At 63.7% G+C, this 16,246-nt stretch carries 10 protein-coding genes; 5 read left to right on the forward strand and 5 right to left on the reverse strand.

The features are described 5' to 3' along the window. Positions 1-161 precede the first annotated feature (161 nt). Positions 162-1,544, forward strand: a complete 1,383-nt coding sequence (locus BPHYT_RS07745) for an EAL and HDOD domain-containing protein (RefSeq protein WP_012432595.1) — start codon at positions 162-164, stop codon at positions 1,542-1,544. 136 nt (positions 1,545-1,680) lie between these two features. Here the strand turns inward: BPHYT_RS07745 and BPHYT_RS07750 are convergent, their stop codons facing one another. Then, positions 1,681-3,138 carry an HDOD domain-containing protein gene (locus BPHYT_RS07750; RefSeq protein ID WP_012432596.1) on the reverse strand — a complete coding sequence of 486 codons (1,458 nt, stop codon included), beginning with the start codon at positions 3,136-3,138 and terminating at the stop codon, positions 1,681-1,683. Positions 3,139-3,241: 103 nt separating this feature from the next. Next, entirely contained in the window at positions 3,242-5,056 is a 1,815-nt protein-coding gene (locus BPHYT_RS07755; RefSeq protein ID WP_012432597.1) for a putative bifunctional diguanylate cyclase/phosphodiesterase, read from the reverse strand. On the opposite strand from BPHYT_RS07755, the gene BPHYT_RS38600 reads away from it, so the two are divergent. The 4 genes from BPHYT_RS38600 to BPHYT_RS07770 all read left to right on the forward strand — a co-directional run bounded on the left by BPHYT_RS38600 (position 5,004) and on the right by BPHYT_RS07770 (position 8,040). Continuing rightward, positions 5,004-5,255 carry a hypothetical protein gene (locus tag BPHYT_RS38600; protein ID WP_167315737.1) on the forward strand — a complete coding sequence of 84 codons (252 nt, stop codon included), beginning with the start codon at positions 5,004-5,006 and terminating at the stop codon, positions 5,253-5,255. The two genes, BPHYT_RS07755 and BPHYT_RS38600, sit on opposite strands and share 53 nt — an antisense overlap. Positions 5,256-5,356: 101 nt before the next feature. Beyond that, a complete protein-coding gene (locus BPHYT_RS07760) occupies positions 5,357-6,694 on the forward strand; it encodes an EAL and HDOD domain-containing protein (protein WP_012432598.1) in 1,338 nt (445 codons plus the stop codon). Between the two features lie 199 nt (positions 6,695-6,893). Beyond that, positions 6,894-7,457 (forward strand): peroxiredoxin, encoded by a 564-nt coding sequence (locus BPHYT_RS07765; protein WP_012432599.1) that lies wholly within the window; start codon positions 6,894-6,896, stop codon positions 7,455-7,457. A 118-nt stretch (positions 7,458-7,575) separates the two neighbouring features. After that, entirely contained in the window at positions 7,576-8,040 is a 465-nt protein-coding gene (locus BPHYT_RS07770; RefSeq protein ID WP_012432600.1) for a hypothetical protein, read from the forward strand. A gap of 385 nt (positions 8,041-8,425) precedes the next feature. Here the strand turns inward: BPHYT_RS07770 and BPHYT_RS07775 are convergent, their stop codons facing one another. From BPHYT_RS07775 to BPHYT_RS07785, 3 genes are all read right to left on the reverse strand, one after another. Next, the gene (locus tag BPHYT_RS07775) at positions 8,426-9,697 is read right to left on the reverse strand and encodes an IS256 family transposase (protein ID WP_407669186.1); all 1,272 of its coding nucleotides are present in this window, start codon (positions 9,695-9,697) and stop codon (positions 8,426-8,428) included. A gap of 82 nt (positions 9,698-9,779) precedes the next feature. Next, entirely contained in the window at positions 9,780-13,103 is a 3,324-nt protein-coding gene (locus BPHYT_RS07780) for an efflux RND transporter permease subunit (RefSeq protein WP_012432601.1), read from the reverse strand. A 3-nt stretch (positions 13,104-13,106) separates the two neighbouring features. After that, complete coding sequence (locus BPHYT_RS07785; RefSeq protein ID WP_012432602.1) at positions 13,107-16,241, reverse strand: MdtB/MuxB family multidrug efflux RND transporter permease subunit; 3,135 nt, start codon at positions 16,239-16,241, stop codon at positions 13,107-13,109. Positions 16,242-16,246 lie beyond the last annotated feature (5 nt).

A 16,246-nucleotide genomic window follows, 5' to 3' on the forward strand; every position in this document is an offset into this window, starting at 1 on the left:
CAGATATTGCTTCACGGACGTGTCCGTGCATGGCGGCCTGCGCTAAAATCGGCGAGCGCACCGCAGACGTCACGGCTTCACGCGAAGGCCGGGCGCTGACGGCGCAGCGAAAACCAAAATACAGCAGTAGGCGCCGGGGCGGCGCTTAGCGGGGGAGTGCAATGACCACCATCGCAATCGAGAATCCGGGCCACACGGGTGCAGCGGACGATGCGCAATTGAATGCCAGCTTCGCGCGGCAGCCTATTCTGAACCGCGACGGCATGCTGTGCGGCTACGAGATCAAGGTGCGCGCACCGGAATGTGCCGCGCAGACGGCGGACGCCGCGCATGCCGCCGTGCATGCCGCCGTGCATGAGAACAGCGACGCCGACGCGGCATCGCCCCGCGCGCCCGATCCGGCGCAACGCGTGGCGCGAGCCATCCTTCACGGCCTGCTGCAGGGCAATGTGCGCGGCGCGCTGACCGGGCATCCGGCCTACGTCGACGTCAGCCGCGAGATGCTCTTCGACGAGGCGATCCTGCGGCTGCCCGCCGAGCGCTTCATGCTCGAACTGGCGCCCACCATCGAGGTCGACGAGGCGCTGGTGGCGCGCATCGTCCAGTTGCATGGGCGGCGCTATCGTTTCGTGCTCGACGAGGTGACCCAGCCCAACGAAGCCTTCGCCAAACTGTTGCCCTACGCCGAAGTCGTCAAGATCGATTTCATGCACGCGCCGCGCGCGCTGCTGCCGAAACTGGCGAGCGTGCTCAAGTCGGCGGGCAAACTGCTGGTCGCCTCGGGCATCGACGCGCAGGCCGATTTCGAAACGGCGCATGGACTCGGGTTCGATCGCTTTCAGGGTTACTTCTTCGCGCGCGCGCAGACCTCGACGACGCGCCGCGTCAGCGCGCCGCGCCATGCGTTGCTGAACCTGCTGCAACTCCTCTCGGGCGATCCGACCGTCGCACAGCTCGAAGCCGAACTCAAGCTGAACCCGGTGCTGGTGATGCACCTGATGAAGCTCGCCAATTCGAGCGGCCTCGCCGTCGGCCACAAGGTCACGACGCTGCGCGAGGCGATCAACGCGACCGGCACCAACCGCATCGCGCGCTGGACGCAGCTGCTGCTCTACGCCGACGGCCGCAAGGTCGCCCTCGAAGACGATCCCCTGCTGCAACTTGCCGCGACGCGCGCGCGCTTCATGGAACTGGCGATCGAGCGCCTGCCCGAAGCCGGTCGCGACGAAGCCGATGCGGCGTTTCTGACCGGCGTATTTTCATTCGTCGACGCGGTGTTCGGCGGCTCGCTCGAAAGCACCTTGAACCTGCTGACGTTGTCGCGTCCGATCCAGGCGGGCATCCTGCATCGGCAGGGCGTGCTGGGCTTGCTGCTGAGCGCGGTCGAAGCGCTCGAACGCGGCGCGTGGGATGAGATCGGCACGCTGTGCGAACGCCTGCAGCCGTTGACGGTGGAGGAGGTCGCGGAACTGGGTCTGGCGGCCGGCGCGTGGGCCGGCGTCGCCGACCGCAGCGCGGAAGGGCTGGAAAGAATCGAGGACTGAGATTAGCGCTTCAGCCGGAGACCGCGGCATGCGAGGCATGGCGGTCCCGGCGCAACTGACTCAAGTGCAACCTGGCGTCGGGCAAACACAGAACAGGTGAGAGTGAAGCGGAGTGATCAACGATCACGCCAGGTCTTCACATCGTCTCCATTTCCCGCATCTGCCCCAGGCCGAAAAAACGGCCTAACTCCTTGGCCAGTTCATTCAACACGCTCATCTCTTTCTGTGAGATGCGCCGTGGCTCCTGACTATGCGACCAGTCGCCGTAGAGCAGCGCGACAGTTGTCTCGCTTTCATCGACGACAGGCAGCAGCACGAAGGCGCGGGCGTCGTCGAAGGAGCGGCGGAACCATTCGGGCAGCCGCGCGACCATCTTCGGATCGCGCGCATTCTCGATGAAGATGCCCACCGAGTTCGCGATCGCCAGATGAAACACGTCGGGCTCGAAAGCCGTGTTAAAGGTTAGCTTGGGCAACGCCGCGTCGATCTTCGGTCCGAGACCGAGGCGCGCCTTGAAGGTGCCGTTGCTGTGCTTGACGAACACCACCGTGCGCGCAAAGCCCAGGCCGGCGAGCAGTGTTTCCGCGGCCAGCGCCAGTGCCGGCGCCAACGGGCTGCTTTCCGGCAGGCCGCGTAGATCCTGCACGCCCACCGCGATGCGCGCTTCGGGGCTGAGCGCCTCGCGCGCGATCGCGTCCGCGTTGGCGCGCAGCTCGACGATTTCGCGCATCACGCCGTCGCCGCCTTCTTCGCGGGCGAGCGCCACGCTCATCTGGAGCAGCACCTCGGGATCAGTGTTGAGCGCGCCGCTATATTCCTGCGCCAGTTCGGCGATGCGTTCCTCGCGCTCCCAGTCCGGCATGTTCTGCTGGGTGAGCACGTCGGCGACCGCCGTGGAGTAATTGGTGATGGCGCGCAGCCATTGCACCTGGCGCGGCTGCGTGACGTCTTGCGGATCGAACTCGCCCATGCCGGAGCGGATCATGTCGGGCAGGCGCCAGCGCACGGCGGCTTCGGCGCCGATTTCGTCGAACGTGACGCCGAGCACCAGCACGCAGGCATCGGCTTCGAGCGCGCCGTCGTCGATATGGCGGCGAATCTGATCCCATTCGGCGTCGAGATAGAACACCACCAGCAGCTTGCCGATCTGCCGCATCAGCGTGCAGACCACGGCTTCCTCGCCGGCGCGCAGATCGCCGCGCTCGGTCAGCTTGCGCGCGACGCAGCCCGACAGCAGCGTGCGGTTCAGTTCGAGTTTCGCGTCGATGCGGCGCGGTGCGCTGTGATGGAAGTGATCGACTATTTTCAGGCCGACCACCAGATGGCCGACCGCGTCCATGCCGAGCACCATCAACGCGCGCGACACGGTGGTGATGTTGCCGCCGAACGCCATGTACATGGCCGAGTTGGCAAGCCGCAACACTTTTTGCGTGAGCGCGAAGTCGGACAGCACCACCTGCACGAGGCCAGTGAAGTCGAGGTCGTCATTGTTCATCGCCGCCATGGTTGAGCGCAGCGACTGCGACAGCATGGGGAAATCGCCGCGCTCGCTCATTCGCGTCCAGAGCCGGTCGAGCACCGCCGCCTTTACCATGTGAGTCCCGCCAAAGCCATACATGTTCCAATGAGTGCCACGCCGGCCAGAGGCCGGCTTGTTCCGCTGCATGATTCACGACATGAGCGCCTTGCCTGCATGGCTAGGCGCTGTGCAAATGAAGCGTGCGCGCTTCGAAACGCTGCGCGAGTTCGTCGGAGGGCAGCGCCTTGCAGACGAGCCACCCCTGGATATGATCGCATCCCATCTCGGTGAGCAGGGCGCGCTGCGCTTCCGTTTCGACGCCCTCGGCCACCAGTTCGAGATCCAGTGTCTGAGCGAGGCCCACGACGGCGCTAACGATTGCCTGATCGTTCCGGGAGGTTAGCAGATTCTCGACAAAACTCCTGTCGATCTTGAGCTTGGCCAGCGGGAAGCGTTGCAGGTAAGCCAGGCTCGAATAACCGGTGCCGAAGTCGTCGACCGCGAAGCGGATGCCCATGGCGGTCAGGTCTTCGAGCAGACCCTTGGCGTGCGCCGGGTCGTGCATCAGCAGGCTTTCGGTGATCTCGAACACGAGCCGGCGCGGATCGATGCCGGTCAATTCGATCGCCTCGCGCACGGAGTCCTTGAAGCGCGGGTCGCGGAACTGCTGCGGCGACACGTTCACGGCCACGTATTGCAGGGAGATGCCTTTCGCATCCCACTGGATCAACTGCATGCAGGCCACCTTCAACACCCAGTTGCCGAGGAAGTTGATCAGGCCGATCGACTCGGCAAGCGGGATGAACATGGACGGCGGCACCAGTCCGTGCACCGGATGCAACCAGCGGATCAGCGCTTCCACGCCGACCACGCCGTGCGTGCGGCTGCTCGTGATCGGCTGGAAGTGTAGCGAGAACTCGCCGTTGCGCACTCCGTCGTAGAGATCGGCCTCCAGCTTCAGGCGCTCGGCGTCGGCGGGGTTGTCGTCGGGGACGTAGAAGGCGAGCGTGTTGCCGCCGGCGGCTTTGGCCTGCAGGAGGGCGTGATCGGCCCAGCGCAGCAGATGGGTGTCGTGGCCGGCCGTGTCGTTGGCGTGGCGCACGTCGGGATAGAGCGCGATGCCGATGCTCGCCGACAGATGCACCTGCTGGCCGTTGAACACATACGGCTGCTGGATCGCGGTCAGGAGGCGCCGCGCCAGCGTTTCGGCGGCGGCCGCCGCGTCGGTGCGGCTGGCGGCGGGCTTCACGAGGATCGCGAACTCATCGCTGGCCACGCGCGCTACGGTCTCGCTCGGGCTCGTCATGTTCAGGATGCGGCGCGAGGTGTCGCGCAGCATGTCGTCGCCGGCATCGTAGCCGAGCGCGCGGTTCACGCGCTGATAGTCGTCGAGGTCGAGCAGCAGCAGCGCGGCCGGTGTGCCGTGCGCGTCGGCCTGCTGCTGGGCGTCGAGGAGCGCGGGAATCAGCGCCGACTGGTTGGCCAGATTGGTCAGGCGGTCCAGATGCAGCGCCTGGGTCAAACGTTCCTCGGTGGCGCGCCAGGCCGACACGTCGAAGCCGGCGATCGCATAGCCCGCGGTGCCGTCGTGGCTGCTGCGCACCACGCGCAGCTCGACCGTGATCGGATAAGTCAGCGACTTGATGAGGCTCAGCGTGGCCTTCTCGACGTTGCCCGAGACGGCGGCGCGCGTCAGCAGCGTGTCGAGGCGCGGCACGTCGGCCGGCGCCACGAGGTCGTGCAGCGTGATGGTCTCGAGATACTCGCGGTGATAGCCGATGAAGCGCAGGCTGGCTTCGGACACATAGATGAAGCGCAGTTCGTCGTCGACGTGCGCCAGCAGGTCGACGGCGCCGACCACCTGTTCCAGTTGCGCAGCGCGGCTTGCGGCCGCCTGCGGTTTGCCGTCCACGCGCCGGCCGAACGCACGAAGCCGGTCCATGACCGTGCGCAAGGAGCCCCGGCGGGGCGCGGTGATCCTGTTCGCTTCCATGTTTATCGCTGGCAACCTGTATTCGTCTGCAGGCGGGGCGGCTTGCTTGCCCGCCAATCAGGGCGGCAAGAGGTATCAGGCCGCCCCATCAGAACAAGATAACGACCCTTGCGGCGAAATCTTTAGTGCCCGCGGCAAAAAACATCCGGTAAGGAAACGCTTGCGCGGCGTGGCCGCGACCGGGGAACGATTCGGTTAAAGTGCGGCTGTGCGACGTCCGTTAATAGGACAAACGTGTTGTGCAGTACCGGCCGAGACGTCGTTGCTGCGTAGCTTACCGAATACTTCCCCCGATGCTCCATGTCTGAACGCCATCACGCCAAGGCCGCTGCCCGGCATAACGAGGTGCTCGACGCAGCTGCCGACGGCGCCGAATCGTGGCGCGCCACGCAGTTCGTGTATCTGGGCCGTCAACCGATCCTCGATCGCGACGGCGCGCTCAACGCTTACGAATTGTTGTTTCGAGCCGGCGCGCATAACTACGCCGAAGTCACCGACGACGCCCAGGCGACCGCGCAGGTGGTGGCGCGCGCGATCGGCGGAATCGGCGTGCCGACCGTGCTGGGCCAGCATCGCGGGTTCGTCAACATCGACCGCGCGCTGCTCTTTAACGACATCGTCCATCTGATGCCGCCCGAGCGCTTCGTGCTCGAGATCCTCGAGACTGTGAAATTCGACGCGCAGCTGGTGCGCCGTCTGGGCGAATTGCGCCGCGCCGGTTTTCAGGTGGCGCTCGATGACGTCAGCGAACTGTCCGACGAGCTGAACGGCGCGCTGCCGCATGCCGACATCGTCAAGATCGACTTTCTGCAAACTGACCGTGCCGTGCTGCCGAAGCTGGCGTCGCTGGTGCGCGGGCAGGGCAAGACGCTGATCGCCGAGAAGGTCGAGACGCGCGAGGATTTTGCGCTAGCGCGCGACCTCGGCTTCGATCTGTTCCAGGGGTACTTTTTCGCGCGGCCGCAGGTGCTGGCCGCGCCGCGCAACCGCTCGCCGCGGCCGGGGTTGCTGCGCCTCCTGGCGTTGCTGTCGCGCGATGCCGGCATCGTCGAACTCGAAGCGGAGCTCAAGCTGAACCCGAGCGTGGTGGTGCAGCTGCTGCGCCTCGTCAATTCGAGTGCGTTCGGGCTGGGGCGCAATATCGCGTCGTTGCGCGAGGCGATCATTGCCACCGGCACACGGCAGATCGCGCGCTGGGCGCAACTGCTGCTGTATGCCGATAGCGGCGAGCTGCCATGGCGCGCCGATCCGCTGGTGCAACTGGCGGGCACGCGTTCGCGATTCATGGAGCTGGCGGCCGCCTGGCTGCGTCCCGCCGACGACGATTTCGCCGATGCGGCCTTCATGACCGGGATTTTTTCGCTGATCCACGTGGTGCTCGGCAGCACGCCGGGCGCGGCGCTGGAGAAACTCGGCCTCGCGCCGCAGATTCGTGAAGCGATCGTGTCGCGGCGCGGCGAGCTCGGCACCTTGCTGCGTCTCGCCGAGGCGGCGGGCGAGGGCCTCGACGCGGCATCGATCGCGCTGGGCCCCGATGCGCCGACCGGCTTCGTAGCCTTTACGCCCGAGGTGCTGGCCGAGCTGAACCTGTCGGCCGCGGCCTGGTTCGGCGCGCATATCGAGGTAGCGATCGCCTGATGGGCGGTCGGCGCCGTCGCGCGCTTTGGTGTGCTTGCCTTGGCGGTGTTCACGGCAACGACTTCTGCATCCTTCAGGCTGGTTCTTACGTACCTTGTGAGTACGTGGTCCAATAGCGAAGTTGGCCGGCGTTCTCCCGAACGCGGCGGCCTCGGCTTCATGGGACGAACCGCGTGCATCCACGCCTGGAGAAAAGCAGATGAAGAAGAAATTCATATCGGTTGCACTGGTTGCCGCCGTGTCGGTGGGGTTCGCCATGCATTCGCTGACGGCCTCGGCCACCCTCAAGCCGGGCGATGCCGCGCCGGACTTTACCGCGCAAGCTTCGTTGGGCGGCAAGACTTATACATATTCGCTGGCCGACGAGCTGAAGAAAGGTCCGGTGGTGGTCTATTTCTATCCGGCGGCCTTTACCAAGGGTTGCACGATCGAAGCCCATGAGTTCGCTGAAGCTGTCGACGAATACAAGAAGTATGGCGCGACGGTGATCGGCGTGTCGCACGACAACATCGACACGCTCACGAAGTTTTCGGTGAGCGAGTGCCGCAGCAAATTCCCGGTCGCCGCCGATGCCGATTCGAAAGTGATCGGCGCGTACGATGCGGGCTTACCGATGCATGCGTCGATGGCCAATCGCGTGTCGTACGTGATCGCGCCGGATGGCAAGATCATTTACGAGTACACGAGCCTCTCGCCGGAGAAGCATGTCGAGAATACGCTGAAGGCGGTGAAGGATTGGGCAGCGGCGCATAAGCAGCCGTAATGGTCGGGCTGGATGCCTGTGCATTTATTGCAATGGTTTTCTGGTCGTGCTTTGCGGTGCTCTTGCGGTGAGACGGGGGCATCGCTCGTGCCAGGCTGATTTTTTTTGTGAGCTCGCGATGCCGATTCTCGTTGCGTTGATTGCGCTGATCGCGCTGGGGTATGGCGCCGTGCAGGCGTTTGATGCCTTGCAGGCGGCTTTTGGGCGGGGTGTTGCTGTTGGCGTTGGTGTGCTGGTGGCTTTGCTGCTGATGGCCGCGGTGGGTTATTGGTGGCGACGCCGCAAGGAAGTGGCTTCCAACGTTCGTGATGGAGATTGGACTCACAAACTCAAGGGCAGTTGGGGGATGGTGCGGCTGGCTGCCGGCAAGCGGTTATGTGAGATCCGTCTCGGTGAAGAGCAGGGGGCTTATATTTTCGCTGATTTGCTCGGGGCGGAGGTGCAGGGCCATGATGCTCAATGGCAGGTTGCTTTGAAGGTCAAAGATGCCAGGCATCAAACTTGGGTCTTGCCTATGCGGAATGAGCGGCAGGCTAAACAATGGGCGCGGATTTTGGTGCTCGCTGTGGAACAGAAGCTTTAGGGGTTGGTTTTGGGAATTGGTCTTTCCGTGACTTCTTCGTGGTCTATTAGCGTTGCCGTACGGGGCCGCATCTCCTTTCTTTGCGCGGTAACCATGCTGCAAAAAATCCTGTTGTGGTCACGCAGTCTCATCGACTGATTATCCTCGCATATCGCCTTGTGCCCATTGCATAAGCAGAAGCTATAGAAGCGCACGCGCTGAAGTTCTTCTCCGTTGATTTTTCCGCATAACCACAAAAATGCTAATGAAGAAATGCGGATTTTGGTAAGCCCGTTTTAGGCGATTGCCGCCCGTGCGGGCGGCGCCAGGTATGGTCCGTTCATGTTGTACCACCACACTAAAACCGAACCTGTCCGCATTTTTGTGTGCGAGGCGGTTAGCGGATTTAGCCGCGTGCGTTGGTGAAGCGCTCGCCAAACAGGATGGCAAACTGGTTCATGGCTGATTTCCAGTCGAAGGTGGTGCGTACGGACTTTGCCAGCACGTTGCGAAGCGCCAGCCACAGCAGCTTGATGGCCGCCTCGTCATTCGGGAAGTGACCACGGGTCTTGATGATCTTGCGCAGTTGCATGTTCAGACTCTCAATGGCATTTGTGGTGTAAATGACCCGGCGTATCTCCGGCGGAAACACAAAAAATGGCGTGACGTTTTCCCACGCCCGCCGCCAGGATTGCACGATAGTCGGATACTTCGTTCCCCATTGTCCTTCGGCAAAGGCCTCCAGCGCCTGCCGCGCGGCCAGCTCGTTCACAGCGGTATAGATGGGCCTGAGCGCGGCAGCGACGGCCTTGCGATCCTTGTAGCTCGCGTACTCCAGGCTATTGCGCATCAGGTGCACGATGCAGGTCTGCACGGCCGTACGCGGGTACGCCGTGCCGATCGCTTCGGCCAGTCCCTTCAGGCCGTCGACCACGGCGATCAGGATGTCCTGGCAGCCGCGCGTTTTGAGCTCGTTGAACACCTTGAGCCAGAACTTTGCGCCCTCGGTCTGTTCGATCCACAGGCCGAGCACGTCGCGCTGGCCGTCAGCCTGGATACCCAGCGCCAGATAGACGGCCTTGTTGCTGACCACGCCCTCGTCACGGATCTTCACGCGCAGCGCATCGAAGAACACGACCGGGTACATCGGCTCGAGCGGACGGTTCTGCCAGGCGAGCGTTTCGGCCATCACCTCGTCGGTAACCGAGCTGATGAAATCGGGCGACACCTCGGTGCCATAGGTTTCGGCCAGAAACGCCTGGATCTCGCGCACACTCATGCCGCGCGCGTACATGGCGATGATGCGCTCATCGAAACCGGTGAAACGGCGCTCGTGTCTGGGGATCAGGATGGGCTCGAAACTGCCGTCACGATCGCGCGGCAGATCGACCCGCAGCGGGCCATAATCGGTGAGGAGCGTCTTGCCGCTGGCACCGTTACGTTCGTTGCCCTGGCCGTCGGGTTTGGGCTGACCCGCCGGGTAGCCCAGATGCATCTTCATCTCGGCGCCCATCGCGCGCTCGATGAGTGCCTTGTTGAATGCCAGCATCAGGTCCTGAACCTCGTTGGGCGTCATCGGGCCTTTGACCAGGTCATCAAGCAGACCTTCCGGCAGGGCAGGCAGCGGCCCTCGGGCCGCTGCCTGAGAAGCGACGGTGCGTTTCTTCTTCATCGGCATATCCATGACTTTTACCTCTCATGATATCCCTCGCCCACAAAATTACGGATAGGTCCCTAAAACCAGGCACACGGCAAAACCATCAAGTAGCCGCCGCCCCAGCACGCCGCCCCTTCCTCGCCTCCCACCTGACCCGAATCCGATCCATATAAAGATACACAACCGGCGTCGTATAAAGCGTGAGCATCTGACTCACAATCAGCCCGCCCACAATCGCAATCCCCAGCGGCGCCCGAAGCTCCGCCCCTTCACCCCGCCCGAACGCCAACGGCAAAGCCCCCAGCAACGCGGCAAAAGTCGTCATCATGATCGGCCGGAACCGCAGCAAGCAAGCCTGGTGAATTGCATCGCGCGACGACAATCCCTGCCGTGACGCTTCAATAGCAAAGTCCACCATCATGATCGCGTTCTTCTTCACAATGCCGATCAGCAAAATCACCCCAATCAGCGCGATGATGCTGAACTCCGTCTTGAACAGCAGCAATGCCAGCAACGCGCCGACACCCGCCGAAGGCAGCGTCGACAGAATCGTCAGCGGATGGATATAGCTCTCATACAGCATTCCCAGCACGATATACACGGCGGCCAGCGCGGCCAGAATCAGAATCGGCTGATCGGACATCGACTGCTGGAAGGCCTGCGCCGTCCCCTGGAAACTGCCGTGAATCGTCCCCGGCATGCCGATCTGCGCCATCGTGTCGTAGATCGCCTGGGTCGCCGTCGATAACGAAACACCCGGCGGCAAATTGAACGAAATCGTCGAGGCCACGAACTGGCTCTGGTGATTCACGGAGAGCGGCGTGCTGCCCGGCCCGAAGCTCGCGATCGCCGACAGCGGCACCATGGTTTCCTTCGCGGTCGACACCGCCGCACCCGACGAAGCGCTCGACTTGCCGCTCGCCGCAATCGAATTGATCGCCTGATTGCGCGCGGAGTCGGCGGCAATGCTCGCCGCGCTCGAAGCAGTCGTGCCCGCGGTGCCACCGGTCGTCGCGCTGGTTGAAGTGGCGGTTGCAGTGGCCGCCGCAGCCTTCGTCACCGTGCCCGCCGGCGCATTGGTGGTCTGCGCGCCGCTCGCGCTGCCACCCGACGTGCTGATGTAAATCTGCTTCAGCATGTCGGGGCTCTGCCAGTACTTCGGCGCGACTTCCATCACGACGTGATACTGATTCAGCGGGTTATAGATCGTCGACACCTGGCGCTGGCCGAACGCGTCGTACAAGGTGTTGTCGATCTGCGCCGGCTTGATGCCGAGGCGCGCGGCGGTGGCCCGGTCGATCGTCACCATCGCTTCGAGACCGCCTTGCTGCTGGTCGGAATTCACGTCCGCGAGTTCTGGCCGTGCCTGCAGCGCCTCGGTGAGCTTCGGTCCCCACAGGTACAGGTCGGGCGTCGAATCGGCCAGCAGCGTGAACTGGTACTGCGCGTTCGACTGCCGTCCGCCGACGCGAATGTCCTGCACCGCCTGCAGGAAAGTCCGCGCGCCGGCTACGTCGCCGAGCGGCGCGCGCAGTTGCTGGATCACCTGATCGGCGGAGGCCTTGCGCTCGGACTTCGATTTCAGCGTCACGAACATGAAGCCGGAATTGGTCTGCCGCCCGCCTGTGAAACCGGCCACGCTTTCCACCGCCGGATTCTTGCCGACGATCTCCATCATCTGCGCGAACTTGCCTTTCATGGACTGGAACGAGGTGGCCTGGTCGGCCTGAATGCCGCCCACCAGCCGCCCCGTATCCTGCTGCGGAAAGAAACCCTTCGGCACGATGATGTACAGCCACACGTTCAGGCCGATGGTCAGCAGCAGGATCGTCACGATCAGGCGCGGATGCAGCAGCGCCCAACCGAGCGTGCGTTCATAACCGCGCTGCATCGACGCGAAGCCGCGTTCCAGCCAGCGGCCGAAACGTCCTTCTTCCTTCTGTTCGTGCGGCTCGCGCAGGAGGCGCGAGCACATCATCGGCGTGAGCGTGAGCGAGACGATCAGCGACACGCCGATCGCGAGCGAGAGCGTCAGCGCGAATTCACGGAACAGGCGCCCGACGATGCCGCCCATCAGCAGAATCGGCAGGAATACGGCGACCAGCGAGATGCTGATCGACAGCACGGTGAAGCCAACTTCGCGCGCGCCGAGGAAGGCCGCCTTCATGCGCGGCACGCCGTTCTCGATATGTCTTGAGATGTTCTCCAGCACCACGATCGCGTCGTCGACCACGAAGCCGGTCGCGATGGTCAGCGCCATCAGCGAGAGGTTGTCGATCGAAAAACCGAGCAGATACATCGCGCCGAACGTGCCGATGATCGAGATCGGCACGGCCACGCTCGGAATCAGCGTGGCGCGCCAGTTGCGCAGGAACAGGAACACCACCATCACCACCAGCGCCACCGCGACCACCAGCGTGCGCTCGGTATCTTTCAGCGAGGCGCGGATGGTGGTGGAGCGGTCGGCGGCCGGCGCGATGTCGACGTCGGCGGGCAGCGACGCGTGCAGTTGCGGCAGCATCGCCGTCACGCGGTCGATGGTGTCGATAATGTTCGCGCCCGGCTGGCGGTACAGAATCACCAGCACTGAACGCTTGCCATTGAAGAGGCCGAGGTTGCGCAGATCTTCGACCGAATCGACCACCTCGGCCACGTCGGAGAGCTTCACCGCCGAGCCGTTGCGATAGGCGATGACCAGATCCTTATATTGCGACGCCTTGCTGGCCTGGTCGTTGGTATAGATCTGCACGCGGTTCGGACCGAATTCGATCGAGCCTTTCGGGCTGTTCGCGTTGGCGGCGGCAAGCGCCGCGCGCACGTCTTCGAGACCGATGCCGTAGTGCGAGAGCGCATTCGGTTCCAGTTCGACACGTACGGCCGGGTTGGCCGAACCGCTCACATCCACTTCGCCGACACCGTCCACCTGCGACAGCGACTGTTGCAGCACGGTGGCCGCGGAGTCGTACAACTGTCCGGCCGTGAGCGTTTTCGAGGTGAGCGCCAGAATCAGGATCGGGGCGTCGGCCGGATTGACCTTGTGGTACGTCGGATTACTGCGCAAGCTCGCCGGCAGATCGGCGCGCGCCGCGTTGATGGCAGCCTGCACGTCGCGCGCGGCGCCGTCGATGTCGCGGTTCAGGCCGAACTGCATGGTGATGCGCGTCGAGCCGACCGAACTCTGCGAGGTCATTTCGGTGACGTCGGCAATCGACCCGAGATGCCGTTCGAGCGGACTGGCGACGCTGGTCGCTACGGTATTCGGACTCGCGCCCGGCAAACTGGCCTGCACCGAAATGGTCGGGAAATCGACCTGCGGCAGCGGCGCCACCGGCAATTTCGTGAACGCGAAAATACCGGCCAGCGCGATGCCGATCGCCAGCAGCGTGGTGGCGACCGGGCGGGAGATAAACGGACGCGACAGATTCATCGCTCAGTTCCCGGCATCGGTGACGGGCGGCGTGGCGCCTTTGGACGGCCCACCGCGATTGAAGCGCTCACGCGCGCGGCGGCCGAGCGAGTCGAACGCGAGGTAGATCACCGGCGTGGTGAAGAGCGTCAGTAACTGGCTGACGATCAACCCGCCCGCAATCGCGATGCCGAGCGGACGGCGCAATTCGGAGCCGGCGCCCGTGCCGAGCATCAGCGGCAGTGCGCCGAGCAGGGCGGCGAGCGTGGTCATCAGAATGGGCCGGAAGCGTAACAGACACGCCTGGTAGATCGCTTCGCGCGGCGGCTTGCCTTCCTCGCGTTCGGCGTAGAGCGCGAAGTCGATCATCATGATCGCGTTCTTCTTCACGATACCGATCAGCAGCACGATCCCGATGATGCCGATGATGTCGAGATCATGCCCAGTGATCAGCAGCGCCAGCAACGCGCCGACACCGGCCGAGGGCAGCGTCGAGAGAATCGTGATCGGATGGATGAAGCTCTCGTACAGCACGCCCAGCACGATATACATCGTGACGATCGCCGCGAGAATCAGGAACAGCTCGTTCGACAGCGACGCCTGGAACGCCAGCGCCGCACCCTGGTAGCGCGTCTGGAACGACGCGGGCAAGCCGATATCCTTCTCCGCCTGATCGATCGCCTTGACCGCCGCGCCGAGCGACGAACCCGGCGCGAGGTTGAACGACACCGTGGTGGCGGGGAACTGGCTCAGGTGCGTGACCAGCAGCGGCGCGGGCTTCTCGATGAACTTCGCAATCGACGACAGCGGCACCTGTCCGCCCGTGGAGGTGGAAGAGGGCAAATAGATGGACTTCAGCGATTCGGTGTAGTGCTGCATCTCCGGCTGCGCTTCCAGAATCACGCGGTACTGGTTCGACTGCGTGAAGATGGTGGAGATGATGCGTTGACCGAACGCGTCGTACAGCGCGCTATCCACAGTGGCCGGCGTGATGCCGTAACGCGACGCGGTGGCGCGGTCGATTTCGATGTAGACCGACTGGCCGTTGTCCTGCAGGTCGGTGGCCACGTCGGCGAGCTCGGGCGACTGCTTCAGACGTTCGACCAGCTTGGGCACCCACGTCGTGAATTCGCTGATATTCGGATCGGTCAGCATGAACTGGTACTGCGTCGGGCTCACCGTCGAGTCGATTGTCAGATCCTGCACCGGCTGCATGTACAGCGATGCGCCGGGAATATGCGCCACGTCACGCTGCAACTGACGGATCACTTCGCTCGCAGTGTTGCTGCGGTCGTCGCGCGGCTTCAGGTTGATCAGCATGCGACCGCTGTTCAGCGTGATATTGCTGCCGTCCACGCCGATGAACGAGGTCAGGCTCTCCACGTCGGGATTTTTCAGGATCTGCGCGGCGAGTTCCTGCTGGCGCTCGGCCATCGACGCATACGAAACCGACTGCGGCGCCTGCGTGATCGCCTGGATCACGCCGGTGTCCTGCACCGGGAAGAAGCCCTTTGGAATGAACACATAAAGCACGCCGGTCAGCACCAGCGTCAGCACTGCGACAACCAGTGTGGAGCGTTGCCGGTTCAGCACCCACGTGAGCGCGACCGCGTAACGCGCGATCACCCAGTCGATCGCGCGGTGCGCCTTGGCTTCGAAACGGTGGCTCTCGTGCGGCGGCGTGTGGCGCAGTAGTTTGGCGCACATCATCGGCACGAGCGTGAGCGACACGACCGCCGAGATCACGATCGTCACGGCGAGCGTAATGGCGAATTCGTGAAACAGCCGGCCAACCACGTCGCCCATGAAGAGCAGCGGAATCAGCACGGCGATCAGCGAGACCGTCAGCGAAATGATCGTGAAGCCGATCTGTTTCGAGCCCTTCAACGCGGCTTCGAGCGGCGCTTCACCTTCCTCCACGTAACGCGCGATGTTCTCGATCATCACGATCGCGTCGTCCACCACGAAGCCGGTCGCGATGGTCAGCGCCATCAACGACAGGTTGTCGAGCGAGAAGCCGCACAGGTACATCACGGCGAGCGTGCCGATCAGCGAGAGCGGCACCGAGAGGCTTGGAATGATGGTCGCGTAGACGTTGGCGAGGAACAGATACATGACCAGCACGACCAGTACGACCGACATCGCCAGTTCGAACTGCACGTCGCGCACGGAGGCGCGGATCGTGGTGGTGCGGTCGGTGACGACTTCGACGTCGAGCGCGGCGGGCAGCGCCTGCTGCAACTGCGGCAGCAGCTTCTTGATGCTGTCCACCACCTGGATCACGTTCGCACCCGGCTGGCGCTGCACGTTCAGGATGATCGCGGGCGTGCCGTCGACCCACGCGCCGAGCTTGGTGTTTTCCGCGCCCTGCACGATAGTGGCGACGTCGGTCAGCATCACCGCGCGGCCGTTCTTGTACGCGACCACGGCGCTCTTGTAGGCGTCGGCGTCGGTCAACTGGTCGTTCGCGTTGATCGTGTAGTTGCGCGTGGGGCCGTCGAAGTTACCCTTCGGCGTGTTGACGTTCAGGTTGGAGATGGTGGTGCGCAAGTCGTCCAGATTCAGACCGTACGCGGCGAGCGCGCGCGGGTTCGCCTGAATCCGCACGGCTGGACGCTGACCGCCCGACAGGCCCACCAGACCCACGCCTGCCACCTGCGAAATCTTCTGCGCGAGACGCGTGTCGGCCATGTCCTGCACCTGCGTGAGCGGCAGCGTCTTCGAGGTGATCGCGAGCGTGATGATCGGCGCGTCGGCCGGATTGACCTTCGCGTAGATCGGCGGCGCGGGCAGGTCGGACGGCAGCAGATTGCCGGCCGCGTTGATGGCGGCCTGGACTTCCTGCTCGGCGATATCGAGCGGCAGATCGAGACTGAACTGAAGCGTGATGATCGACGAGCCGGCCGAGCTTTGCGACGACATCTGATTCAACGACGGCATCTGCCCGAACTGACGCTCGAGCGGCGCGGTGACCGACGAGGTCATCACGTCCGGGCTCGCACCCGGATAGAAGGTCTGCACCTGGATCGTCGGGTAGTCGACCTCGGGCAGCGCCGAGAGCGGCAGGAAGCGCAGCGCGACGAGACCGACCAGCATGATCGCCGCCATCAGCAGCGCGGTGCCGACGGGACGCAGAATAAAGGCGCGAGATGGATTCATGCGGT

This window comes from Paraburkholderia phytofirmans PsJN (assembly GCF_000020125.1).
Lineage (GTDB): Bacteria > Pseudomonadota > Gammaproteobacteria > Burkholderiales > Burkholderiaceae > Paraburkholderia > Paraburkholderia phytofirmans.

Coding starts and splice junctions, on each gene's coding strand:
- BPHYT_RS07745 (WP_012432595.1), top strand. CDS start 162: ATGACCACCATCGCAATCGAGAATCCGGGCCACACGGGTGCAGCGGAC.
- BPHYT_RS07750 (WP_012432596.1), bottom strand. CDS start 3,138: ATGGTAAAGGCGGCGGTGCTCGACCGGCTCTGGACGCGAATGAGCGAG.
- BPHYT_RS38600 (WP_167315737.1), top strand. CDS start 5,004: ATGACCGTGCGCAAGGAGCCCCGGCGGGGCGCGGTGATCCTGTTCGCT.
- BPHYT_RS07755 (WP_012432597.1), bottom strand. CDS start 5,056: ATGGAAGCGAACAGGATCACCGCGCCCCGCCGGGGCTCCTTGCGCACG.
- BPHYT_RS07760 (WP_012432598.1), top strand. CDS start 5,357: ATGTCTGAACGCCATCACGCCAAGGCCGCTGCCCGGCATAACGAGGTG.
- BPHYT_RS07765 (WP_012432599.1), top strand. CDS start 6,894: ATGAAGAAGAAATTCATATCGGTTGCACTGGTTGCCGCCGTGTCGGTG.
- BPHYT_RS07770 (WP_012432600.1), top strand. CDS start 7,576: ATGCCGATTCTCGTTGCGTTGATTGCGCTGATCGCGCTGGGGTATGGC.
- BPHYT_RS07775 (WP_407669186.1), bottom strand. CDS start 9,697: ATGCCGATGAAGAAGAAACGCACCGTCGCTTCTCAGGCAGCGGCCCGA.
- BPHYT_RS07780 (WP_012432601.1), bottom strand. CDS start 13,103: ATGAATCTGTCGCGTCCGTTTATCTCCCGCCCGGTCGCCACCACGCTG.
- BPHYT_RS07785 (WP_012432602.1), bottom strand. CDS start 16,241: ATGAATCCATCTCGCGCCTTTATTCTGCGTCCCGTCGGCACCGCGCTG.